This is a genomic window from Algoriphagus boseongensis (assembly GCF_004362805.1).
Lineage (GTDB): Bacteria > Bacteroidota > Bacteroidia > Cytophagales > Cyclobacteriaceae > Algoriphagus > Algoriphagus boseongensis.
Genome location: NZ_SNYF01000006.1, coordinates 658,861 through 683,201, shown reverse-complemented (window position 1 = coordinate 683,201; position 24,341 = coordinate 658,861). Strand labels below are relative to the sequence as shown.

Here is a 24,341-nt window from a genome sequence, read left to right as displayed (position 1 = left end):
TTTGCTTTTCCAAATATATATTTTAAGAAATAAAAAAAGCAGTGCCTGAGACACTGCTTTTATATAGAAATTTAAATCTAATTACTTAAGTGCTGGCCAAGGCTTACCGGCGTTTGACTTAACAGCCACAGTACCAAACTCACCGTAAGTATTAACCCATTCGAAAGTCAATACCTGAGGAGTTGCACTAAGTACAGTCATAGAATAGCTATCACCATACTTATCTGTACCTGTCATGGTAAGTCTACCACAAGCATCATTGATTCTCACGTTACCGCTACCCCATGTATCAGGATAGCAAGCCTGCCAAGATCCAAATGTACCATCAGAAACAGTGTAAGAAACACCATTTGACTGCTTGGTCCAAGTAGTACTTCCAGAGAAGACCTTACCGCAGAAAGTCTCCAAATGATCGAAAGTATAAGTTCCACCCAAATCAGATGGACAAACTACGTTCACTGGATATTGGAAAGGAGAAGCATAGAATGGAGCACCTGCTACGTTAGTCGTAACGTTATCAGAGCTGAATCTTCTACCGAATTTGTCATTCAAAACAAGTCTGAATTCAAAGACGTCGCCTCCATCAATATCTGCATTAGTCAAACCTACAGCTTTAATTGCTTCCGCAGCTGTAACCTCAAAAGAAGTTCTCAAGAATCTTGATTGATCATTTGGCTTAAAGTCAGCAGACTGAAGAGTTTTAACAAGAACATCCTGAGCTGGAGTGTATTTCAAACCGACTCCTGGAATCAATCTTCTATGACGAACACGGATTTCAACTGTTTGAACAGTTGCTCCATCTTCCTTATCTACAGCTTCCAAGGTCAAAGCAAACTTAGAGCTTGCAAGATCGAAGAAGTTGAATGTCGTACTAGTTCTGGCAATCGTTCTTAAGTAAGCACCGTTGTCAAATGTGGTATATGGAACGTTTGGTTCAATCGTATCACGACAAGAGCTTAGAAAGACAAGAGCCATTGCGAACAAGCCGAAACTATATTTTAGCATTTTCATGTTTTCTAATTTTTTTTGGTTAATAAATCCAAGGTGATGCAGGATTATTATCCCAGAACACTTGTTGCGCTAGATCTGCTTTCTGACTTGCATTTAGGTTCGTCACAGTGTAGTTGTTCGGATACAAGAAAGATCTAATGAATGGTCCTGGTCTTTCTTCCAAAGCAGGCTGCATTTTAGCAGGCTTGCCAGTTCTTCTATACAAATTGAAAGACTCTTTTCCATTACCATACAAAGCCAACCAATATTCAGTTGCGATTACATTAAGCTTAGCATCATTGTTAGCAGCTGCAGTATAGCGAGCATCAACAAACGCTAGGTAATTGTCTCTTGATCTATTGAATTGATCAGTTGGATCGAAAGCAGTAATTACTGAAGCCTCAGCAGTAGTCAACGCAGTAGCTCTAACAAAGTCGATCTGCTTTTTGATACCAGAAAGCATCAAAGCTTTTGGATCGCCAGTTGTACCAAGAGTTAGGGCAGCTTCAGCCAACATAAAGTCTACATAAGCAGCCAACATGATTGGGTGAATACCTTGACCTCTACCACCCAACTGTGGGTTGTTAACTGGAGCAGCTGAGTTATTATCAAATCTACCACCTGAAGGATAAACTCCATAGGCAGTTCTTGCCAAACCATCTGGTGGAATACCATCTGGGTCCAAATGATCTCTACCCCAATACCCTTTATTACCGGCAGGATTACAGTAAGGGAATCCTCCAACCAAATAATGAGGGGGTGGAATTTGAGAAATACACTCTTGCTCATCAACGTTAGTAGTATTGCTCAATCTTTGACGATACATGTAATATCTCACGCGTGGATCATCAAAACCTTTCTCTACAGTCAAATGATGCATAAAGAAAGTAGACTGATAATCACCACCACCTGAAGTATACTGACCAGCAAATTTAGGATGACGAGAATCTGGGTCAGCATTGGTAGTACCAAATCTGAAAACAAAGTCATCACCATTACCTAACATGTTGTTAGCAGCAATCAAAGCATTAATTCCAGTTCTAGAACCAGCCGGATCGATCAAACGCTTTGTCAAGAAGTATCTCAACTTTAAGGTGTTAACCAATTTTACCCAACGGGTATAGTTTCTAGCATAGAAATAATCATTTGGAGTACCTGCAGCACCAGTTGCAGTAAAGTGAGTTGTAGCCTCATCCAACAATTTAAATGCTGCTTCATAGATAGCGGCATCATCATCCACATTAGGATTAAAGTTAGCAGCATCCAATGCTTCAGAATAAGGGACATCACCGAAAGTATCTACCAAATCAAATAAAACCATTGCTTTGATGGTCTTCGCGATACCCAAATGTCTCTGGAGATTAGCCTTTTCTGCGAGAGGAGTTAAAAACTCGATATCAGCCAAAATCCCCGCATAAGCAGTAGACCAAGTACCATTAGTTGCTGGTGCTGTATACGCCAATTCATACAAGGCAGAACCTTGGTTGATTTGACGAGTCAATCTTGCACCGTCGTCAGAAATACCATACCACAATCCTTGATATCCCAACTGAATACTGTTCAGCAAGAAATCAGGGTTAGCAGTTGAAGCGTTAACCGCATTTGGGTTTTCCAACAACTCATCCAATTTTTCTTCACAAGACGTGGCGAAAAGCATGGTTGATGCTAGTGTCACGCTATATATAAATCTTTTCATTGTCATTTCTGGTTTAGGGTTAGAAAGTAAGAGTTAACGTTCCACCCAATCTTCTTGAGCTAGGACCAGTTACGAAATCAAATCCGAGTCCGTTACCTACACCAGTTCCCAACACGTCCACATCAAAATTCATGTTTGGAGGGAAGTTAACTGCCAAAAACCACAAGTTTGTACCACTTACAGCAAATGAAGCTCTCTTGAAAGGAGTCTTTGCCATCAATGTGCTTGGTAGCTGGTAAGCCAAAGAAACTTCTCTCAATCTCCACATAGAACCATCAAATACGTTTGGCTCATCAGTCGCTCCCTGATATCCAGAGAAGAAGTAATCCGCCGCAGTGATTTGCTGATCGTTAGGAATGTAGTTAGGAGAACCATCTGCCTTGGTACCATCTTGTCTTACACCTGGCATGATAAAGGTCAATTCTCTATCAGCTACTGGATCTTTTGTTACACCTCTAGCTAGAGTAGCAGTTACAGTATTAGAGAATACTGCTCCTTTATGTCTGTACTCCAACATGAAATTGAACGTAAATCCTTTGTAAGTGAAATTGTTGATCCAAGAACCAGTCCACTGAGGGTTAGGATCTCCAAGCTCAACCAAGTCTGCAGCAGCTTTGTGCACACCGTTAGAAAGGATGATAGGCTGTCCTGTTTCTGGATCTCTGTCAAAACCAGTACCCTTGATGATGTTGAACGGTCTACCTGGAATGGCGAAGTTACCCAAGGTTGTAAAACCAGCAACTACGATCTCTTCCAAACCACCACCAAGCTCAATTACTTCGGTTCTGTACTTAGACCAGTTGATAGTAGAATTCCACTCAAAGCCTGAAGCAGTAGAAACAGGAGTTACAGTAGCTTGCAATTCTGCACCTCTAGTTCTGATCTTACCAATGTTGGTAGTAGTTGAGGTAAATCCGGTTGATGGGTCAATAGGAGCAGAAGTGATCAAATCTCTAGTGTTTTTCTCATACAAGGAAAGATCAAATCTCAACTTGTTGTTAAACATTACAGCTTCAACACCAAATTCCAATTCACCATGAAGCTCTGGCTTCAAGTTTGGATTACCCAATACGTTAGAAACTGAGTGAGTCTGAGTTACACCGTTTCTATCGAATGCTCTAGCAGACTGAGCCAATACATTTCTTGTTCTGTATGGTGAAGGATAACCTGCTGATGTACCATAACCCAATCTCAACTTCAAGTCATTAACAGTAGAAGAATTCCAGTCAAATGCAGTAGTAGGAATGAAAGAGATGGAAGCTCCTGGATAAAGGATACTTCTGTTTTCAGCTTCTACGGTTGAAGTCCAGTCATTTCTAGCTGACAAGTTCAAGAACAAGTAATCAGAGTAATCTAAAGTAATGTTACCATACACACCATATCTTCTTTCTTCAGAACCGAAAGTCATGGTTCCACCTGAATAGGCATCGTTAGAAGATGAATTAGAGAAGTTAGAGTGACGGAACAATCCGAAAGCCAATTGACCTTGTGAAGAAACACCGTTTTGATCATAAACATCATAACGGGAGTTACCACCAATCAAAGCACTCATACCGAATTTCTCAGAGAATTCTTTCTTCCAATTCAAGATCAAGTCCTGGTTCCAAATGGTATTGGTGATATTGATTGTTCTGTAATAACCGTTAGTTGTTGCCAAAGAAGAAGAAGGTCCCCCTTTGTTGTAACGAAGCTCCTGAAGTTCAGTATAGGTATCCAAACCTAATCTGTAAGTAATAGAGAAGTTATCGTTGATATCGTAATTCAAAGAAGTTGAATTGAAGAAACGCTGAACGTCAGAAGAGTTCACGTAATTTCTAACCAACCAGTTAGGGTTTACAATATCGTTACCACCTCTATAGTATACAGAGCTCTTATCGATTGGATTCTCAAATGGCAAACCACCCAAATCCACAGATCTTGGAGTATACAATACGTGAGCAAATACAGAAGGAATACCACCGCTAGGTCCAGATCCAAATGATGCGTTAACTGGAGGAGAAACCAAATCAGTGATAGCAAATGTGAATGAAGAATTCACAGAAAGCTTATCTGAAATTGCAGAGTTTACACCCAAACCGAAGTTATACTTGTTCAATTCGTTTCCAGGAACAAAACCTTGATCGTCAGTGTAGCCAAAGCTTGCGTTGAAACCAGTTCTGTCAGAACCACCAGAAATCTGAACAGAAGTATTGGAAACAATACCAGTTCTAAAGAAGATCTCAGAAGGATCAGCATAAGCCTTGTATTCATACTGTACTGGAGTTCCACCTACAATACCATCAACCCAGAATTCTGGGAATGCATTTCTTACAGAAGCAACAGAAGAGGATGCGTAAGGATGGTTCACAGTTCTGCCTTCATCCATTCTTGGACCGAAGTTGGAGAAGAAGAATCCTGGAGCTTGCTGGAAACCATTACCATAAATCTGTCCATAAGTAGGCAATGAAGCCGCTTCGTTAGTAAATACAGACTGGTTGATAGTTACTTCAGCTGCTTTTCTCTTAGATGCACCAGACTTGGTTGTAATCAAGATTACACCATTTCTACCCTGGTCACCATAAAGAACTGTTGCTGAAAGACCTTTCAATACGGACATACTTTCGATGTTGTTTGGATCGATATCCAAGAATCGAGAAGAAGTGGTTGCACCACCAGTTGTAAATCCGTTTGCGTTGTTAGTGCTAGTGTTGAAAGGAACACCGTCTACTACGAACAATGGCTGGTTAGAACCGGTAGCTGAGGAATAACCTCTGATTACCATGTTGGTACCTGAACCAGACATACCGTTTGTTGAGGTAATGTTCACACCTGGAACCTTGCCCTGCAACACCCTTGCAACGTCAGCTTCTGGACGGTTTTCCAGCTGCTCGTTATCCACTGAGGTTACTGCGTAACCCAGCGCTTTCTTCTCTCTCTCAATACCGATCGCAGTAACAACAACTTCATTAAGTTGTGCTGCGTCAGTCGTAAGAGTGACATTGACTACGGTACGATTGCCAATTGCTTCTTCAGCGGACTTAAGTCCTACGAAGGAGAAAATTAGAACATCTGAACCCGCTGGTACATTAATGGAGTAATTACCATCCAAATCGGTGGTAGTACCCACTGTTGTACCTTTCACGAGAACAGTTGCCCCTGGCAACCCTAATCCGTCTTCCTCGGAAATTACCTTGCCGGTAATTACCCGTTGTTGCGCCGACACCTCATAACTGAGGGCCATGGTGAAAAGCGCAACAACAAAGAGTAAAGCTTTTCTCATAAGGTATTTAGTTTAGTTGATCTGTAAAGAAAATTTATTCTGGCAAATTTTCAAAAGCGGTAAAAAATTAGTTTCAATGGGGGGAAAAGCTAATTATTTGGTCTTGGTTAGTTTTGTTAACAAATATTAACTGGATGCAGATGATTTTTTAACATTAGCGAAACAATATTCTGGAAAATCGAAAAAAAGTGAAGAATAAAAAAAATTTCAAAATTGAAAAAAAACTTAAAAACTCCCATAAAATTGGAATTTTGGAAGTTTTTTAATAGAAAATCACTGTTTTTATATTAAAACCACTATAATATTTTGAAAAAATTAAAATTGTCAGTTTCATGACTCGATATTTTCAAAAAAACAAAATATTTGGCCTATAAAAATTAATATTACCCCTATTTTTTTGCTGAAAATGAAAAAACCGGTTAATTTTTTAACCGGTTTTGCAATTTTTAGAATGAATATCTTAATGTAAAGGATGCTTCATCCCACCAAAGATTTGTAAAGTCTACAAAATTATAAGCAGGCTTCCAATCAAAACTTAAATAGAGATTAGTATTATAAAAATTATATTCTAAACCTGTTATTAAATCTATACCATACGCTTTATAATCTTCTGTTCCCTTATACACCCACGGTGGTTCAGCTTTGGGTTCTTTCCAAATCCCATAATGGACGCCTCCTCCCATATACCACTCCAATCCTCGGAATTCTCTCACATCAATGTGGTATTCATATAATAAAACGGCATTCCAACCTTTCCATCGGTTAAATGCCATCAATTCCAGTGCAGAATGATCGGTAACAAAATGCTTGACAGATCCACCCAAAGAAGTACCCGCTCTTACCCCTACCATGGTATTGTAATCCCGAAAGCTATATTGAGCTTGGGCTGTGCTATAAAAAAATCCTAAACCAAAAATGAAGCTTAGAACTAAGTTTCTTCCTATTCTTTTCAATTTGAAGCCATTTGTTTGGAAAAAGAAAAAACTTTTTCGGGAGTAATGCAATAATCCAAAGGCACATCATGCGCTTCTGGTTCAATTTTCTCCTCAGGAGGGAAAAAACTCAAGCCTATTTTAATCACTCCTGAATCAAGTTTGCTCAAAAAAGAATCATAGTAACCTTTACCAAAACCCACCCTATTCCCTAGCGGGTCGTAAGCCAAAAGGGGGACAAAAACCAATTGAACTTTGGTTGGAGAGACTTTAATCGACTCCTGTGGGACAGGGATACCCCATTCATCCAAGAAAAACTCTGCCTGTTTTGGAAGTTTCAAAGTTTCTAAAGCAGTTTCTTCCTTATTCGTTTGGGAAGTGTAGAGAACCTTATCCATTTCTTCCAGAGATTCCTTTATATAGAAGGTGTTTACCTCATTGAATCGATCCATGGGAAAGAAAAGGTGGAAATGATTCAGCTCGGGATGATCGGAAAGCCATTCCAAAAATCGATGGTTTATGTCCCTTGACATTTCCTGGACTTTTTCACTTGAAAGTCCTTTTCTCAGCTGTCGATATTCAGATCGAAGCTCTGCTTTGGTTTTTGCTTTCATTTTGATTTTAAAACAATCATTTCAAATGTCAGTGGATCGAATACTTCCAGCAATTCAGAAATCAGGGATGGATTGCCAAGGTAAAACTGCATCATATTGACAGATCTTTCCTGAGGTGATCCTCCCGGCGCAACAGCTTCGAAAATATATCTCGCTCTTTCTAAATCTACTTCCTGTCTTCTCTCTTCAGCCTTTCTCAACTTTGCAGACATTTGGTCCAGAATTTTCAAACTCCTGACTTTACCAGCTTCGAAGGCCATTTCCAAACTCTTCTCCAGTGAGGATGCCTCTTTTCCTTTCTTTTCAAATAGTCCTGCGACAGCTTCTTTCTCCACCTTTAGGCTGAAATCAACAGATGCATGATCTCGGACATATTCCTTTTTCCAGGAATCAAATTCTCCGAACACATCCTCAACACCGAAATTCATTTGATCCATTTTCTTCTGGGTCAAAGAATCCAAAATCAAGGCAAAATTTCTCGGCAAAAGAATTGGAAAAGGAGCTTCAAAATGAGCAAAGACCTCCTTGAGCTGAAGCCAATAAACTACCTCCGCAGGACCTCCCAAATACGCCAGATTGGGAAGGATCATTTCCTGATATAGCGGCCTCAACACCACATTTGGGCTAAATCGCTCGGGATAGGATTGAACAAGAGTTTTGATTTCTTCTTCAGAAAAAGAAATGTCAGTATTCAAAACCTGAAATCCTGAGGAAGTCCTTTCAATTCTTTCCCGAATACCTTTATCCAAATAGAACAAATTGATCTCCCTTGGGAAAATCTGGCTCTTGTACCCAAGGCTTTCCAACTTATCTGAGGCTTCGGTTGCTTTTTTATAAGGAGTATGCGCAAATAAATCTTCAAGAATCACCTTACTGAAAAGCGATTTCAGTTGAGCATCATTACCATCTACTACCACCAATCCCTGCTCTCCAAACAGCCCATGGACATATTTTCTGACAGCCTCTGCCAGGGTCTTACTTGAAGTGTAGGCTTTTTTAAATACCTCTGGAGCAAAATGAACCTCTTTCAGGAATTCCTGAAAGCTCGAGTCCAACTTAAAATCTCCAACTGCTCCTGTTTGATCAGATTTCCATTGGTATTTCTTTCCGTCAAGTTTGAAATAATTGATTTCATCAAAATCGTGATCCTCCGTAGCCATCCAATACACCGGCACAAAATGATATTCAGGATAGGCCGCCTTTAGCTTTTTAGCCAAATTGATGGTAGAAACAATCTTATAGATGAAATATAAAGGGCCTGTAAAAAGATTCAGCTGATGCCCGGTAATGACCGTAAAGGTTTTTCCATCAAGTAGCGACTGGATGTTGCCAGAAACTTCTTCTCCTTGTTCTATTCCCTGATACTGCTTGATTAAAGCTTCATGTAATACGTTTCGTCTTTCTTGTGGAAACTTTTTGGCAGAAATCGCATCTCCAAAACTCTCCAACTTGGGTAAATGGGAATAAAAAGGCTTCAGACATTCTTTACCTTCAATATAATCCAAAAAAAATCCTGAAAACTGACCTGTTTTTCTAAGCGCTACAGTTTGTTTTTCCATCGAATTGGGTGAAGTAGGTTTGGGATTGCTAACTTAGCACTCCCATCCAAAGTTCGCTTTTTTTTATAAAGATTTGGACATCTTACATTAGTGGCAAAAGTTATGGCCTTTTTCTCCCTTTCCAAAAACACTTGGGGTATCCATACGCTTATTTTCTCTGAACCATTTCAATTTAAACAGGATTAATCTAGCATGATTCCCTACCAAAGGCATTTTCTGGACAACGGGCTGGAAGTAATTATTCATGAAGACCATACCAGCAAAATCGCTGTTTTCAACCTTTTATATAAGGTGGGATCAAGGTTTGAAAAAACCGGAAAAACCGGCCTTGCACACTTTTTCGAGCATTTGATGTTTGGCAGCTCTGCCAATGTACCTGAATTTGATCGTGCATTGGAGCGGGCCGGTGGATCCTGCAATGCCTTCACCAGCCCCGATATCACCAATTATTACATGACCTTGCCCTCATCCAATCTGGAAACAGCTTTCTGGCTGGAATCTGATCGGATGCTGCAGCTAACCCTTACGGAAAAAACCGTAGAAACCCAGCGCAAGGTGGTGATAGAGGAATACAAACAGCGCTACCTCAATCAGCCTTATGGAGACATTTGGCATCATCTCCGAAATCTTGCCTTTGATGTCCATCCCTATCGATGGCCGACTATCGGGGAAAATCTTGCTGATATTGAAGGTTATGTCCACGAGGATATTTGGGAATTTTACAAAAGGCATTACCATCCGGGGAATGCTATTTTGGTAGTGGCTGGAAATGTGAACCCTAAGGAGGTGATGAATTTGGCGGAAAAGTGGTTTGGACCAATCCCTCGAGGGAAAGTGACCAATGATATTATTCCTAGCGAGCCTGTTCAACGTGGTAGAAAGGAAAAAGTCTTGGAAAGAAAAGTGCCTACACACGCTCTTTATAAAGCATTCAAAATGCCTGCAAGGGGCCAGGAAGGATATCTTGAAGCAGACCTAATTTCAGATTTATTGGGCTTTGGGAAATCATCTATTTTGGAGAAAAGACTGGTGAGAGGAGGGAATGATTTTGCTTCCATTGGCGCATACATTACTGGTTCGGTCGATCCGGGATTATTGGTTTTTTCGGGAAAAATGTCCGAAGGAATCACCGCAAGCCATGCTGAAGCCTCCTTAAATGAAGTGATTCAGGAGTTTTTAAGCTTGGAAATTTCTGAAAACCAACTTCAAAAAATAAAAAACCAAAGTGAGGCAATGAAGTCCTACGAATCCATCCAGCTTCTTAACAGAGCGATGAATTTGGCCTATTTTGCCCATCTGGGTAATCCTGACTTATATTGGGAGGAATTTGAAAAGAAGTCCAAAATTAGACCTGAGCAAATTAATAATTGGGCTAACAAACTACTCCAAGAAAGCCAGGCCTCAGTAATTCATTATCAATCGATACCCTCATGACCCCGTTTAGAATAGGATTTGGATACGATGTCCATCAACTCAAAGAAGGCTATGACTTTTGGCTAGGTGGAATCAAAGTAGACCATAGCAAAGGTGCAGTAGGGCATTCTGATGCCGATGTCCTTATCCATGTCATTTGCGATGCCTTACTTGGAGCGGCAAACATGAGGAATATCGGATATCATTTTTCTGACAAGGACCCGAAATTCAAAGGAATTGACAGCAAAATCCTGTTGAAGGAAGTCATGAAAATGATTCGGGAAGCAGGCTATGAAGTAGGAAACCTGGATTCCACAGTTTGCCTTCAACTCCCAAAGCTTAACCCACATATTCCTGCTATGAAAAACTGCCTAGCTGAGGTGATGAATGTGGCTGAAGATGCTATTTCCATCAAAGCAACCACATCAGAATGGCTGGGATTTGTTGGAAGAGAAGAAGGAGTATCGGCTTATTGTACCGCCTTGATTTATAAAGTATGACTGATAAGCTAAAAATTATCACTACGGAGGACGGCTCGCATTCCTTATACCACGAGGAGCTGCAGGAAACCTACCATAGCTTTCATGGAGCTTATCGGGAATCCATCCATGTCTTTATGATTTATGGGTTGGACTCTTGGTTGGCGAGAAATCCCAGAAAATACCCGATTCGGATTTTTGAGGTAGGTTTTGGTACAGGCCTAAATGCCTGGCTAGCCTTGGTTTGGGCAGAGCAAAACCAGATTCCGGTTTTGTACCATACAATAGAGCCTTTTCCATTGGCTGAGGAAATTTATTCTCAGCTCAATTACATTGACCAAAATGACGGGATTTGGCATTTCCATAAATATTTCAAAGCCTTGCATGAGGCACCTTGGAATGAGGGAGGGCCAGTCTCTGAATACTTCAATTTCAAAAAAGATCAAGTTTCACTTCAGGAAGCCCAGCTATACCCCTGTGACGTGGTCTTTTTTGATGCTTTTGCTCCGAAAAAGCAACCCGAACTTTGGGATATTGAGCAACTCGGAAAGGTCTATAATTCCATGCGTCCCGGCGGATTATTCACCACCTACTCTGCTTCAGGTCAATTAAAAAGAGATCTAAAATCCTTGGGATTGGAAGTCGAAAATCCTCCTGGTCCTCCGGGGAAAAAAGAGATGACCCGAGGCTGGAAGCCCATTGATCAATAAATCATTTTAGCCAATTAGAGTATAAATTGGCTTGCGTTTTGCCAAAGTCAGCATAAATAATCCTTTATGCTGACTTTTATTTTTACCCTATGGATGGCCTTCTGGCAATCTTCAACTATAGAAACCGCCAAGCTGGAAAAGCTCGTGCAAGAGCGTCAGGTTCTCCATCAACAATGGCAAAATTCCGAGTCCAAAAAATCCGGGATTTTTGGCAATCGCACCAAAAAAGACATGATCGAAACCAATGAATGGCTGGAGCGAATCCTTGCCAAGGACAACCAAATCATTGAAGAATTGAAATTTTCCGGTCAGGTTAAAACTGAGATGATTGGACAGGAAAAGGATGATTACAAAACCATCACACAAAGTCTAGAAAGAGATGTTCAGGTTTTAAAAAAGGCTTTGGCAGAAAAAGACAAAGAAATAGAAAATAAACTCGATGAAAGAAGAGTATTTGAGTGGGCTAGTTTTATCTTATTTATCAGCACCATAGCTCTGGGATTATGGATCTACAGACTGAAAAAATCATAAAAAAGGCCTTCTGATAATCAGAAGGCCTTTTTTAGTTTATTTTAATCTTGCTATCGGAGTTCTAGCTCCTTTGGTCACCTGATCCATGTGACAAAGAATCTCAGCATCCAAAGGCAAATACATATCTACTCGAGACCCAAACTTAATGAATCCAAATTCCCCACCTTGCTCCAGTTGAGAACCTGCTTTCACATACCATTTGATTCTTCGAGCCAAAGCTCCTGCAATCTGCCGAACCATGATTTTATTCCCCCTTGTGTCTTTGATGACCATAGAGGTCCGCTCATTTTCTGTGCTTGATTTGGGATGCCATGCCACCAAGTACTTTCCTGGATGATAGTGAAAATATTCTACCTCTCCTTTGACTGGAGACCTATTCACATGAACATTGATTGGAGACATGAAAATGGAAACCTGCTTTCTTTTTTCCTTTAAGTATTCATCTTCAAATGCCTCCTCGATCACGACCACTTTTCCATCTGCTGGCGCAAAAACGACTCCCTCTTCATTTGGCAAAGGGAATATTGGATTTCTGAAAAACTGAAGAATGATAAGGTAAAAAACTACACTGAAGATGATCACTACATTTCCAGCAAGACGAGCCTCTGGAAAATAATAATAAATCAGATAATTGATGGCTACTAGAATGATCATCAGCCAAAACAAAAGAACTCTTCCTTCTCGATGTATGGTCATTTTTTTAGAGTTAAAAAGGCGTGAGAAATAGCTCCCCCACGCCTCAAAGTTAAAACTTTTGCCTTAAAACTGGACTTAGAATCCGCCTCGGAAGGTATAGGTCTTAGCCACTTTATCGATTGCCACAATGTAAGCAGCGATTCTCATCGGAACATTATACTTTTTAGAAGCCTCGTAAACATGCTCGAATGCATCTTTCATGATTCGGTCAGATCTTCTGTTTACTCGGTCAGCAGTCCACTTGTAGCCCAGACGGTTTTGTACCCATTCGAAATAGGAAACAGTAACTCCACCTGCATTAGCCAAAATATCAGGAACAGCCATAATGCCTTTTTCATTGATAATGGCATCTGCCTTAGCGGAGGTAGGGCCATTGGCACCTTCTACGATCAATTTAGCTTGGATTTTATCTGCATTTGCTGCAGTAATTACGTCTTCCAAAGCAGCTGGCACTAGGACGTCTACCTTTAGAGTCAACAAGTCCATTGGATCCTCCATTTTGTCTCCGCCTTTGAAATCTTCCAAAGTGCCGTTATGGGCTTCCTTATGCTTAATTGCCTCTTCTATGTTGATGCCTTTCTCATTGTAGAATGCTCCGGTATGGTCAGAAATTGCTACAATTTTCAACCCTCTTTCTTCCAAAAGTTGAGCTGCCCAGCTTCCCACATTACCAAAACCCTGAACCGCACAAGTAGCTTGGAAAGGATTGATTTTTAATTTTTGCATTGCTGCTAAGGCAGTAACCATAACGCCTCGACCGGTGGCCTCAGTTCTTCCCAAAGATCCACCCAAAACCAATGGTTTTCCGGTAACTACCGCTGGGATGGTCATCCCATGAGCTTTGGAATATTCGTCCATCAACCAAGCCATTTCTCTTGGGCCTGTTCCCATATCCGGCGCAGGGATATCCTTATCCGGACCAAAAACGTCGATCATAGCCATGGTATAGGCTCTCATCAGACGCTCGATTTCTCCTTTGGACATTTCTCTAGGGTTGCATCGAACACCGCCTTTACCACCACCATAAGGAATGTCTACTACAGCACATTTCCAGGTCATCCAGGCAGCAAGAGCTCTTACTTCATCCAAATGCACATCTGGAGCAAATCGAATCCCCCCTTTAGCAGGGCCAAGGATATTCGAATGGATCACTCGAATCCCTTCAAAAACCTGGATTTTTCCATTGTCCATGGTGATTGGAAGAGAAACGATCACTTGTTTGGCAGGATTTTTCAATACGTTGTACACCTCATCTGAGAGCCCGAGTTTCTCGGCAGCGATATTGAATCTTTCCATCATTGACTCCAAAGGATTTTCTTTATCCTTAATTGGGGCCGGTTCAATGTAAGCCATATTGGGTTTTTTTTAATAAAGCGAAATGCGATACAAACTTAAGAGGTTTTTCAGACAGCTAGGCCTAGAATTAGAAGATTTTCAAAAAAGCAGTAATAAAAGGGGCCGAAAGTAACAATCCGTCAAAACGGTCCATAAATCCTCCGTGTCCTGGCAGTCCATTTCCAGAATCTTTGATCTCAATGGATCTTTTGAAAAGAGACTCAATCAAGTCTCCATAGGTACCTGCGATGATGATGATTCCAGCAATCACCAACCATTTCCAGTCCGCAATGACGTGGAAGTACTGAGAAATAACGAAAGCAACAGCGATGGCAGAAAATGCCCCACCAAGAAAGCCTTCCCAGGATTTCTTAGGAGATACCCGCTCAAATAATTTGGTCTTGCCAAACCTAGTTCCTGCAAAATACGCCCCCGTATCACTAGCCCATAGAATCAAAAGACTTCCTATGAGGATTTCAAAATGATAAACCTGGTCCACAGAAAACACAGCAAGATTGAGCAGAGAAAAAGGAACGGCCACATAGACTATTCCTAAATAAGTATACGCTACTCCGGTAAATGGCTTTTTATCTGTCTTTTTATAGAGCTTAATAAAAAAAGTAAGGGAAAGGATGGGGAAAATTAAAAAGAGGTACTCATTGGAAAGTCGTTCTTTTTCAATCATAAAAGTCAGCACATAGATCATCAGCCCGAGAAGTGTACCAAAGCTTTTGAGAGGAAGCATGCCATCCAGACCGGAAAGCTTATAAAATTCCATCTGGGAGAAAGCCAGAATCACCCCAAAAATCACAAAATAGGTCCAATCGGAATAAATGGCTCCCAAAACCACCACCAAGCCTCCAACTACTGCAGTAATTGCCCTTTGGCCCAGATTGCTGTAGTTGTTTATATTAAAACGAGATCTCATTTTGAATTAATTGCATGGCATCCAGGGTCTTTTCATGAGGCACTAGCACCTCATAGGTTCCATAGAGTTTGTAAACCGTTTCTTTTTTATTCATCACCACGGCAGGAATTCCCTTTTCTTCCAAAACTCCCTTCACGATCTCTGCCCTAATTTGATTTTGATCTTCAAACACTTTGATCCAATTGTCCATTCGTAGGCTGGTTGACTTTTTTAAAGTAAAGGAATCCAACTATAAGAAGCAAAAGTCCAAACAAGGCTGCCGGATAGGAAACCGTATCCGTAGACTCCAAATCAAACTCTATCAAGCCTTGATTTGAAAAATAAACCAAAAGAACCGTAAAGCTATTATTGACGATGTGGGCTAAAATCGGATACCATAAACTCCCGGAATAGTGATACATGTATCCAAAAAGTGCTCCCAAAAAGACTCTCGGAACAAAGCCGTAAAACTGCACATGGATGGCTGAAAAAATAATCGCAGTCACCCAAATCCCCCAATGCGGAGAATTCAGATAAGATTGCATTTTAGGCTGAACTAAACCTCGGAAGAACATTTCCTCTCCAATTCCAGCAAAAACTCCAATTACCAAAATCCCGGTTAAGAGCTCAGGGATAGTTTGGAAATCAGTCAGGAACTTGGTCAATTCCATCAGCTGGAGCTCCATTTCTTTCATCCAAATTTCTAGTGAAGCCATGGACTCCGGAAGGTCTAATTGCGCATTCCAATAGATCAGAAGCCCATTGAATAGCATTCCCCCAAGGGTAATTCCCAAAACGATAAGTAAATATTTTGCCTGAAACCTTTGATTTTGGATGTCCCAATGAAGATCCGCTTTATCTATAAATCGGGTGATGATCCAAGCCGAAGCCCAAAAGCCAATTCCAGATCCAATGCCTTGGACAAAAAGCATGGCCATTCTACCATTTGGGACATCATAGTTGCCGGTCATTAGACCCAAAACGTCCTCCAAAGAGACATTAAACAGTACAGGAACAAAAGCTAAGGCAAAGGCTTGAAGCAGAATCAGGACCCCAAATGTGACTAACACTGTGACTACCAGGGATAAAAGCCAGCTCTTGCGTTTGGCTATTTCTGCTTGGGTTTCGTAAATCTCCATATTTGGGCTAAATTTACGCCCAAATTTAGAATTGAGAAGTGGTTAAGATTGGAAATATAGAATTAGGAGAGTTTCCGCTGCTCCTGGCTCCCATGGAAGACGTGAGTGATCCTCCCTTCAGGGCAGTCTGCAAACAAAACGGAGCAGACCTCATGTACACTGAATTCATCAGCTCGGAGGGCTTAATCCGGGATGCGGCAAAAAGCGTCCAAAAGCTTGATATCTTCGATTATGAGCGTCCTATTGGAATCCAGATTTTCGGTAACGAAATCGAATCTATGCGGGAAGCAGCAGCCATTGCTGAAGAGGCTGGTCCGGATATTTTGGATATCAATTACGGCTGCCCTGTGCATAAAGTAGCCTGCAAAGGCGCCGGTGCAGGAATTCTCCTGGATATTGACAAAATGGTGGAAATGACCGCTGAAATCGTAAAGCGGGTAAATATTCCTGTGACCGTGAAAACCCGTTTGGGCTGGAGTCACGACACTATCCGAATCGTAGAGGTAGCAGAAAGACTTCAGGACATTGGAATTCAGGCAATTTCCATCCATGCCCGTACCCGTCAGCAGATGTACAAAGGCGAAGCGGATTGGTCTTGGCTAAATCTTGTAAAGGATAATCCTAGACTTCATATTCCTGTTTTTGGAAATGGAGACATTGACTCTCCCGAAAAGGCTGCTGAATACAAAGCAAAGTACAATGTGGATGGAATGATGATAGGAAGAGCTTCGATTGGCTATCCTTGGATATTTAATGAAATCAAGCATTTTCTTGCAACAGGAGAAAAACTTCAAGGTCCAGACCTAAACGAAAGATTGGCTGTTGCTAAAAAGCATCTTGACTTTTCAATCGAATGGAAAGGAGAAAAACAGGGGATTTTGGAAATGCGAAGGCACTACACAAACTATTTCAGAGGAATGCCAAATTTCAAACAATACAGAACTGAAATGGTAACCGCAGATACTTATGAGCAGGTTTGCGAAATCCTGAACCAAGTTTCGGAAGTCTACTCGGACTATGAATTTCAACCCCAATAATTACCGGACCTCAGAAAATATCCTTCTGAGGTCTTTTTTTTGAACTCTTTCTTATCACTATTTATTTCCTTTGCAGGCGAAACCACCAACTCTTCCATGAGTACCCATACTTCCGAAAACAGCCTTAAAAATTGGGCTTTACTGGTAATTCTCACACTCATCTGGGGAAGTTCATTCATCTTGATCAAAAGAGGGCTTGAAGTATTCACTCCAGGGGAAGTTGGCGCTTATAGAATGGTGGCAGCGGCATCTTTGCTCCTTCCTCTTTCCCTGCCAAGAGTAAAACACCTGAGTAAAACCCAGGTGAAAAATCTGATTCTCGCGGGTTTATTGGGAAGTTTTATCCCCGCTTTTCTCTTCCCCATGGCTCAAACCCAGTTGAGCAGTTCCTTGACTGGAGTACTCAATGCGCTGACTCCACTTTTTGTGGTTTTAGTGGGAGCCACTTTTTTCAATACAAGAATCACCCAAAGAAATGCCTTTGGATTAGTCATAGCCTTTATTGGAGTGATAATCTTGGTAGCCTATAAAGAAGGCGGTGGCTGGGAGTCTCTTACAGGAATCAATGCCTATGGACTTTTTGTGATTGCAGCTTGTATCTGTTACGCTTTCAATCTGCACGTCATCAAAACCCGATTCACCAAATTGAAATCCATTGAAATTTCATCCATTTCTCTTTTGATGATTTTGCCTTTGGCCTTGCTTTATCTTTTTGCTGGAACCCAATTCTCCTACAAACTCGTCACCCATCCGGATGCTTGGGAAGCATTGGGTTATGTGACCATTTTGGGAATGGTTGGTACCGCGACTGCTCTGATTCTTTTCAATATTATGGTGAAAAGCGCCAGTCCGTTTTTTGCTAGTTTGGTGACCTATACCATCCCCATCGTAGCTATCATGTGGGGAGTATTAGATGGAGAAGTCCTACTTTTTGGACATTATCTAGGAATTGCGGCAGTTATTTTAGGCGTTTGGGTGGGGAACAGGAAATAACAGCAATCCAACCTCATTTTCCTTCCTGATAGGATTTCAATTCCTTTTTACTCATTTCCATCGTAATGATTTCCTCAGGGTGCTCTGTGGAAAAAGTGACATATTGCTTGATTTCCAGATTGCCTTTGTCACTCGCAAATAAGACCGGAAAAGGCTGATAAGTCAATCGGTCATTATCCTTGACAGTTCGGATATTGATCATTCGGACATGTGGACCTTGGGAGTAATTTTCTCCTCCCGATTCGGCAAGAATATCCCCTGGTAGCACCTGCTGCCCAACTTTCACCTTTTCAGATCCTGCTTTCAGTACGGTCAGTTTGGTAAATGTTCCATCTTCATGGTAGATTTCAATGTAGTTTTCTTCCCTTGCGAAACTTAGATTTTTCCCATCCACTATAGCATCCATTTTCATCTCTGACACAATTCCTTTTCTCGGTGCCACGATTTGGGTAGGCTGATCAAACATAAATGAAACTCCCACATAAGAACCCTTGGCAGATTCATCACCCACCGTCGCTGCTAATGGATTGTTTAGGACCGCTTTGACTACTACCCCCTCCGACACAGGCACGAGGTACACGGGATCAATTTTGGATTTTGCATACACATTGCCTTTGGCATAAGAAAACGAATATCGATAGCTCGTACCCTGCCCTGCTAGTGTAGGTCTTAGCGTTGCTACTTTCGTCCTACCGGGACTGGCAACTGCCATTGTATTTCCTCCTGCAGGGGTGGTCATATTTTGCAATTGAGAAAAATTCAGTATTACTGAATAGGGAATCTCCTTTGGATTGTTAGCGTAAAAGTTAACATTGTTATCCTTGTCCCGCTCTGTTTCAATAGTAATTTGAGCCTCAAGGGTTTGATTGGCAAAAAAGAAAAGGAGAAGTAAATGAGTGAATCGAATCATTTGATTAAGGTTTTAAAAGGACTTAAAACTAACAACCTAAATCAAAAACCCAAATAACTAATCCTCCAAATTCATTCGTTTTCTCCACGCATAGGCCAACATTGGCAATTGCTGGTAGGAATTCACTCCGGCTTTTACCCCCTGAGATTTCAAGAAAATATCATTGGACTTTCTGCTCAATTCAATCGAAAAAGGTTGAATCGCCTCCGAAGCGGCTCTGATTGAATTCAGATCATTTCTCACGCCAGGGTTTAAAGTTTTTACCCAAACTTTGTACTCATCAGGAGCCATCCTGTAAAAATCCCGCATTTGGTATTGCAGTAATCTCAGTTGACCTGAGTACTTCAAAAGCGGATCGTCAGAATTCGTGCAAATTACCCATGCGATAAAATTAGCCTCGCCTTCATCGGTTACGCCATAACTATGCGCCATTTCATGGGCAATGGTAAAGGGTTGCTCCAAAGGGTGCAAGGTGGGGTCGATGTAGCTTTCCCCCGTAAAAGGAAAATAGATCCCCAAAATCCCCATTTTCCGCATAAATCCCGGAGGAGGAAACTGCTTGGTGCGTGGCTTTCCGGTAAAATTCAAGCCCAGGATATCCAGATTCTCGCCCATATTCGCCCGAACCAGACTTTCCAATTCAGGATAATTCAAAATTGCACCGATGGCAGAAGTATCAGCCGTAACTTGATTTCTTGCCTGTACCACCAGACGATTCGTAATGCCTACTTCCCACTTGAGTTGGGCCAAATTCAGAGCCTTTGGTTTTAGCGCTAATTGTTGAAATATGGGAGTCCTCTGGTAATTATAGCCCCAGAGAATTAAAAAGAAAAAAACCAAAGCTCCGATTCCATTGGATAAAGCCTGGGTAGTATAAAGCCCTTTGGAAAGCAAACCCGTCTTTTGTCTAAAACGCTGGATAAAAATCAGCAGAATCAAAAAAACAATAAAAATGAAAATATAAACGCTGGGGAAGGGCAAATTCCCCAGCGTCAAGTCGATTACATTTCTGATTCCCGGAAAGAACTTTCTAGAATATAATTCATCAGTCGCTTCCGGATATTGAAGAGCAAAATACCTGATAACCAAGGCCAATATTCCCAGAAAAGCCCAAGACCAGTCTCTTTTGCCCATATAAGTTTAAATACCTTCAGCTTGAACTTCCTTCACCTCCGGGAGCATTCGGGTAAGCAGATTTTGGATCCCTGCTTTTAGCGTGACTGTACTGGAAGGACAGCCGGAGCAAGATCCCTGAAGCAATACCTTAACGATCCCATCCTGAAAAGAATGAAAAACGATGGCTCCTCCATCCTGCTCCACAGCAGGTCGGATATATTCATCCAGAATTCCTTTGATCTTCTTGACCACTTCAGAATCATTTTCATCAAATAGAGGATCCTTGTCAAAATTAGCCTGAACCGCTTTTTGGCCGGACTCCAAATATTGTCTGATATGGTCACGAATGATGGTTTGGATTTCAGGCCATTCCACTTCCTCGGATTTGGTTACGGTCACAAAATTGGAAGCTATAAAAACGCGTTGAACGGCTGAAAAATTAAATAGCTCCTTTGCCAACTGGCTATTTTGGGCACTTTCGGCATCAGGAAAATCGAAACTCACTCCTTCATCCACCAACATAAAATTAGCGACAAACTTCAATGAATTCGGATTTGGATTCGCCTCCATATACAGATGTACCGGGCGAGCTTGAGCTTTCAGCATGTGATTTTTGATTTGGTTGTAAAGAAAAACCAAAAAAGGCTTCAGAAGTTCCGAAGCCTTATCTTTTTCCTGATTTTTAGGTGATTTAACTTAAAATCATTTTGGAAGTTTTCCTTTGGCTGCATACCAGATGCCTCCGTGAACATGCTGGAGAAATGCTTCATTCTTCCAAGCTGACTCCACATGTCCCAAAGCAGTGTAGAATACCCGACCTCCATCAAACTCGTGGTACCAAGCCATTGGGTGATTAGCTCCCATAGGTTTAGCCGGTTCATAGGTAGTTTCATCTGCGTTGATCAAGACCTTGATCGCTGGATTGATCTCACGGAATTCGTACAATTCGTCAAACCAAAGCCAGTTGTCAGGCAAATGCCAGGTGGAAGGATGGCTTTTGTCTTTCACTTGCAGTCTTAAAGTTTGCTGTCTTGGGTGGGCTAAGAAATAGGCTCCGATCATTTTATTGTACCATGGCCATTCGTATTCGGTATCCGTGGCAGAGTGAATCCCTACTACTCCTTTACCACTTTGGACATATTTCTGGAATGCAGCTTTTTGAGCTTCATTTAAAATGGTGCCAGTGGTACTTAGTAAAACGACCACGTCGTATTTAGCGAGATTTTCATCGGTGAACTGGTTGGCATCCTCGGTCACATAGACCCCGAATCCTTGTTCCTGTCCAAGTTTTTTGACAGCAGCTACGCCTTCAGGAATAGATTGATGACGGAATCCGGCAGTTTTCGAAAATACCAAAACCCGGTATTGGGCTCCTCCCTGGGAGAACACAGAAAACGAAATACCGATGAGCAGTGCCAGCGTCAGAAGTTTCGATTTGATTTGCATAGGTTAATGGGTTTAAGTTGAATACTTGTAAGATAAAGAATCAGAAAGACTTATTGGATTAACTCAAATTTTTCTCCCGCTTCTTTTCTCGAAAATGCATTGAAATGCCACCATTCGCTACCGATTCCTGTAAATCCTGCCCCTTTCATCACTTTTCTGAGAATTTCACGGTTGGCGACCTGTGCTCGGGTGATCTTACCTTCAGCAAGCATTTGGATTTCACGGTCGGGATAGGCAGGGTAACCAAAGTAATCATAGGCAGTACCCATATCCAGAGGTTTTCCTGATTCTTCATCAAAAATCGTCAAATCCACTGCTACCCCATAGTTATGGAGTCCTCCGATTTTAGGGTCTGCCACATAAAGCGGTTTGATGCTATCAGGCTTATCCAAACTATCCCATAAAATCTGCTGAACACTCAATGGACGTACTCCATCGTAAATCAGCAAAGTCAAATTGGGATGGGTTTTCTTTAATTCTTCCTGAGCTTTTTTGACTCTTTCTGCTACCTCAGGCTGCAAATAGCAGCGGGTTAAATCTCCATAGACATCTTTCCCAAAAAAATTATCTTCTGTAGAATACTTTAATTCCACCTTGATCGAGGGATCTACGACTTGGATATCAATCAGCCCTTGAGATTGAAGTTTTTCCTCCAACTCTGGAATTGCTATTTTCTCCTTTTCTTCTGAAATGGGGCTAATCTCTTCTCTTTGCTTTTCTGAGAATATTTCCTGGTCACTTTTCGGAGAAGAGCAAGCAAGGATTGTCAGAAGATAGAAAAAGGGAAATTTTCTCACTGGGGAAGGTTTTTCTTGACCAAAGTTGCAGATGCTTGAGCAGTCGGAAGTACTACAATATCAGCCAAAACCACATGAGGAGGCCTGTTAACCACAAACTCCACGATATCGGCAATGTCCTGAGCGACTAAGGGCTCATAACCCTGATAAATTGTCTCCGCTCGCTTTTCATCACCCTTGAATCTGACCAGAGAAAATTCTGTTTCCACCAATCCCGGATGAATCCCGATCACCTTGATGCCAAAAGGATTCAGGTCTATTCGCATGCCTTTGGTGATGGCATCCACGGCATGCTTGGATCCGCAGTAGACATTTCCGTTGGGGTAAACCTCTTTACCGGCGATTGAACCGATATTGATGATTATCCCTGACATTCTTTCGGTCATTCCTGAAATAATCGCTTTGGAAACGTAAAGCAATCCTTTCACATTGATATCCATCATGGCATCCCAGTCATCCAAACTGCCTGTTTGAATTGGATCCATTCCATGGGCATTACCGGCATTATTTACCAAGACATCAACTGCAGACCAACTTTTAGGCAGGTTGCCTAAAATCTCTCCAACTTTTTCTCGGTCCCTCACATCAAAAACCAAAGGCAAAAAGCGAACATGGGAAGGAAGTTCTTTCGCCAATTCATCCAGTCGATCTTTTCTTCTTCCGGTCGCAATGATGTCATACCCCATTTTTGCAAGAGTGATTGCTGAGGCTTTTCCAATACCTGAAGTAGCTCCGGTGATTAAGGCTATTTTATTTTCCATAGCCTAAATATAAAATTGAAAGATTGGAAAATTAGAAATTTTAAAAAAGTGATAAGGTGATGAACTTGAAAAGTTGGAAAGACTTTAAGACTTGACTTTCCTTCATAAATCAAAAATCTCAAATCATAAATCCCCTCAGCTTCTCCACAAATAAGGGAAAAGGATATAGGCCGTAGCGGCTACGATAGCATTGATCGCCAAAAGGCTTAGCAACTTGTCCGCACTTACGCTCCAATCCAGCCCATCCAAGGCATTTTTTGAAATCCTAATAGCCATCAGCAAAATCGGGATAATCACAGGAAAACTAAGAATCGCCATCAAGGTGGCATTATTGCCTGCTTTCGAAGCAATCCCGCTTACCATAGTCAAACTGGCTGAAAAGCCCACAGCTCCTAGAACAAGATTTAAAAGAAAAAGACTCTGGTCCTGGACGGGATTTCCCAAAATGACAGAAAATACCCCATAGCCTAAAAGAGCCAAAATGAGCGTCAATCCGGTATTGTAAAAAATCTTGGAGAGGATAATTGACTCAGGTGAGGCGATCATGTAGTAATACAATTGCCTTCCCTGATGCTCTTGAATAAAACTTTTTGCCACTGCATTGACTGCAGAAAACAAAATAATAATCCAATACAAGGCATTCCAAGTGGAGATAGAAAGGTTACCCATTTTAGCACCAACACTCAAATAGGTTATGAAAACAGCCGAAACCACATAAAGTAAAATCCCATTAAGAGCATACTTTTGACGCCATTCCAGAGTGATTTCCTTTCGGATCAAAACCGAGATTTCTTTCCACATGGCTCAAAGTAAATACTTTTTTAGCCACGAAGACTCAAAGGCACCCAAGGAATTTCCGAAGGCATTTATTTCTCACAGATGTCACAGATAACCAAAGATGAATTTTATATCTGTGGACATTCGTTGAATTTGCAGGAGCCAAACTTCGAGCGATATCATTCCTAGACCTAAAACCTTTCCAATCTTTAATACCATCATTAATCCTATGAAAAGGATATTA

The 24,341-nt window shown here is 41.3% G+C and carries 24 protein-coding genes; 6 read left to right on the top strand and 18 right to left on the bottom strand.

What is annotated here, in order from left to right; genetic code table 11:
* Window positions 1-81: 81 nt before the first annotated feature.
* The 6 genes from DFQ04_RS10645 to bshC all read right to left on the bottom strand — a co-directional run bounded on the left by DFQ04_RS10645 (window position 82) and on the right by bshC (window position 9,050).
* Window positions 82-1,011, bottom strand: a complete 930-nt coding sequence (locus DFQ04_RS10645) for a hypothetical protein (protein WP_133555610.1) — start codon at window positions 1,009-1,011, stop codon at window positions 82-84.
* 19 nt (window positions 1,012-1,030) lie between these two features.
* Entirely contained in the window at window positions 1,031-2,686 is a 1,656-nt protein-coding gene (locus tag DFQ04_RS10640; protein ID WP_133555608.1) for a SusD/RagB family nutrient-binding outer membrane lipoprotein, read from the bottom strand.
* 19 nt (window positions 2,687-2,705) lie between these two features.
* Window positions 2,706-5,945 carry a SusC/RagA family TonB-linked outer membrane protein gene (locus tag DFQ04_RS10635; protein ID WP_133555606.1) on the bottom strand — a complete coding sequence of 1,080 codons (3,240 nt, stop codon included), beginning with the start codon at window positions 5,943-5,945 and terminating at the stop codon, window positions 2,706-2,708.
* A 446-nt stretch (window positions 5,946-6,391) separates the two neighbouring features.
* The gene (locus DFQ04_RS10630; RefSeq protein WP_133555604.1) at window positions 6,392-6,898 is read right to left on the bottom strand and encodes a hypothetical protein; all 507 of its coding nucleotides are present in this window, start codon (window positions 6,896-6,898) and stop codon (window positions 6,392-6,394) included.
* Complete coding sequence (locus tag DFQ04_RS10625; protein WP_133555602.1) at window positions 6,895-7,491, bottom strand: 5-formyltetrahydrofolate cyclo-ligase; 597 nt, start codon at window positions 7,489-7,491, stop codon at window positions 6,895-6,897. The genes DFQ04_RS10630 and DFQ04_RS10625 overlap by 4 nt, the downstream gene beginning before the upstream one ends.
* The gene (gene bshC, locus DFQ04_RS10620) at window positions 7,488-9,050 is read right to left on the bottom strand and encodes a bacillithiol biosynthesis cysteine-adding enzyme BshC (RefSeq protein WP_133555600.1); all 1,563 of its coding nucleotides are present in this window, start codon (window positions 9,048-9,050) and stop codon (window positions 7,488-7,490) included. Before bshC ends, DFQ04_RS10625 begins: the two co-directional genes overlap by 4 nt.
* Window positions 9,051-9,242: 192 nt before the next feature.
* Here bshC and DFQ04_RS10615 point away from each other — a divergent pair, with 192 nt between their 5' ends.
* From DFQ04_RS10615 to DFQ04_RS10600, 4 genes are all read left to right on the top strand, one after another.
* Window positions 9,243-10,484, top strand: coding sequence for a M16 family metallopeptidase (locus DFQ04_RS10615; RefSeq protein WP_133555598.1), 1,242 nt, complete (start codon window positions 9,243-9,245; stop codon window positions 10,482-10,484).
* Window positions 10,481-10,963: a 2-C-methyl-D-erythritol 2,4-cyclodiphosphate synthase gene (gene ispF, locus DFQ04_RS10610; RefSeq protein ID WP_133555596.1), complete on the top strand. Its 483-nt coding sequence runs from the start codon at window positions 10,481-10,483 to the stop codon at window positions 10,961-10,963. Before DFQ04_RS10615 ends, ispF begins: the two co-directional genes overlap by 4 nt.
* The gene (mnmD, locus tag DFQ04_RS10605) at window positions 10,960-11,652 is read left to right on the top strand and encodes a tRNA (5-methylaminomethyl-2-thiouridine)(34)-methyltransferase MnmD (protein ID WP_133555594.1); all 693 of its coding nucleotides are present in this window, start codon (window positions 10,960-10,962) and stop codon (window positions 11,650-11,652) included. The genes ispF and mnmD overlap by 4 nt, the downstream gene beginning before the upstream one ends.
* 66 nt (window positions 11,653-11,718) lie before the next feature.
* Window positions 11,719-12,183, top strand: a complete 465-nt coding sequence (locus DFQ04_RS10600; RefSeq protein ID WP_243739664.1) for a Clp protease ClpB — start codon at window positions 11,719-11,721, stop codon at window positions 12,181-12,183.
* Between the two features lie 36 nt (window positions 12,184-12,219).
* Here DFQ04_RS10600 and DFQ04_RS10595 read toward each other — a convergent pair whose 3' ends face one another.
* The 5 genes from DFQ04_RS10595 to DFQ04_RS10575 all read right to left on the bottom strand — a co-directional run bounded on the left by DFQ04_RS10595 (window position 12,220) and on the right by DFQ04_RS10575 (window position 16,260).
* Complete coding sequence (locus DFQ04_RS10595; RefSeq protein ID WP_133555592.1) at window positions 12,220-12,879, bottom strand: phosphatidylserine decarboxylase family protein; 660 nt, start codon at window positions 12,877-12,879, stop codon at window positions 12,220-12,222.
* A gap of 75 nt (window positions 12,880-12,954) precedes the next feature.
* Window positions 12,955-14,232 (bottom strand): Glu/Leu/Phe/Val family dehydrogenase, encoded by a 1,278-nt coding sequence (locus DFQ04_RS10590; RefSeq protein WP_133555590.1) that lies wholly within the window; start codon window positions 14,230-14,232, stop codon window positions 12,955-12,957.
* Between the two features lie 70 nt (window positions 14,233-14,302).
* Window positions 14,303-15,142, bottom strand: coding sequence for a phosphatidate cytidylyltransferase (locus DFQ04_RS10585; RefSeq protein WP_133555588.1), 840 nt, complete (start codon window positions 15,140-15,142; stop codon window positions 14,303-14,305).
* On the bottom strand, window positions 15,126-15,332 hold the full coding sequence (locus DFQ04_RS10580; protein ID WP_133555586.1) for a putative signal transducing protein: 207 nt from the start codon (window positions 15,330-15,332) through the stop codon (window positions 15,126-15,128). The genes DFQ04_RS10585 and DFQ04_RS10580 overlap by 17 nt, the downstream gene beginning before the upstream one ends.
* Window positions 15,307-16,260, bottom strand: coding sequence for a CPBP family intramembrane glutamic endopeptidase (locus DFQ04_RS10575; protein ID WP_133555584.1), 954 nt, complete (start codon window positions 16,258-16,260; stop codon window positions 15,307-15,309). Before DFQ04_RS10575 ends, DFQ04_RS10580 begins: the two co-directional genes overlap by 26 nt.
* A gap of 38 nt (window positions 16,261-16,298) precedes the next feature.
* Here DFQ04_RS10575 and dusB point away from each other — a divergent pair, with 38 nt between their 5' ends.
* Together dusB and DFQ04_RS10565 are read left to right on the top strand one after the other, a co-directional pair.
* Window positions 16,299-17,297 carry a tRNA dihydrouridine synthase DusB gene (gene dusB / locus DFQ04_RS10570; protein ID WP_133555582.1) on the top strand — a complete coding sequence of 333 codons (999 nt, stop codon included), beginning with the start codon at window positions 16,299-16,301 and terminating at the stop codon, window positions 17,295-17,297.
* Between the two features lie 96 nt (window positions 17,298-17,393).
* Window positions 17,394-18,290, top strand: a complete 897-nt coding sequence (locus DFQ04_RS10565) for a DMT family transporter (RefSeq protein ID WP_133555580.1) — start codon at window positions 17,394-17,396, stop codon at window positions 18,288-18,290.
* A gap of 13 nt (window positions 18,291-18,303) precedes the next feature.
* Here the strand turns inward: DFQ04_RS10565 and DFQ04_RS10560 are convergent, their stop codons facing one another.
* From DFQ04_RS10560 to DFQ04_RS10530, 7 genes are all read right to left on the bottom strand, one after another.
* Window positions 18,304-19,200 (bottom strand): M23 family metallopeptidase, encoded by an 897-nt coding sequence (locus tag DFQ04_RS10560; protein WP_133555578.1) that lies wholly within the window; start codon window positions 19,198-19,200, stop codon window positions 18,304-18,306.
* 57 nt (window positions 19,201-19,257) lie between these two features.
* Entirely contained in the window at window positions 19,258-20,334 is a 1,077-nt protein-coding gene (locus DFQ04_RS10555) for a DUF3810 domain-containing protein (RefSeq protein WP_133555576.1), read from the bottom strand.
* Window positions 20,335-20,340: 6 nt separating this feature from the next.
* The gene (locus DFQ04_RS10550; RefSeq protein WP_133555574.1) at window positions 20,341-20,922 is read right to left on the bottom strand and encodes a NifU family protein; all 582 of its coding nucleotides are present in this window, start codon (window positions 20,920-20,922) and stop codon (window positions 20,341-20,343) included.
* A gap of 96 nt (window positions 20,923-21,018) precedes the next feature.
* The gene (locus tag DFQ04_RS10545) at window positions 21,019-21,762 is read right to left on the bottom strand and encodes a ThuA domain-containing protein (protein WP_133555572.1); all 744 of its coding nucleotides are present in this window, start codon (window positions 21,760-21,762) and stop codon (window positions 21,019-21,021) included.
* A gap of 50 nt (window positions 21,763-21,812) precedes the next feature.
* A complete protein-coding gene (locus DFQ04_RS10540; RefSeq protein WP_133555570.1) occupies window positions 21,813-22,559 on the bottom strand; it encodes a M15 family metallopeptidase in 747 nt (248 codons plus the stop codon).
* Window positions 22,556-23,320: an SDR family NAD(P)-dependent oxidoreductase gene (locus DFQ04_RS10535; RefSeq protein WP_133555568.1), complete on the bottom strand. Its 765-nt coding sequence runs from the start codon at window positions 23,318-23,320 to the stop codon at window positions 22,556-22,558. Before DFQ04_RS10535 ends, DFQ04_RS10540 begins: the two co-directional genes overlap by 4 nt.
* A gap of 135 nt (window positions 23,321-23,455) precedes the next feature.
* A complete protein-coding gene (locus DFQ04_RS10530) occupies window positions 23,456-24,121 on the bottom strand; it encodes a heme exporter protein CcmB (RefSeq protein ID WP_133555566.1) in 666 nt (221 codons plus the stop codon).
* Between the last annotated feature and the right edge of the window lie 220 nt (window positions 24,122-24,341).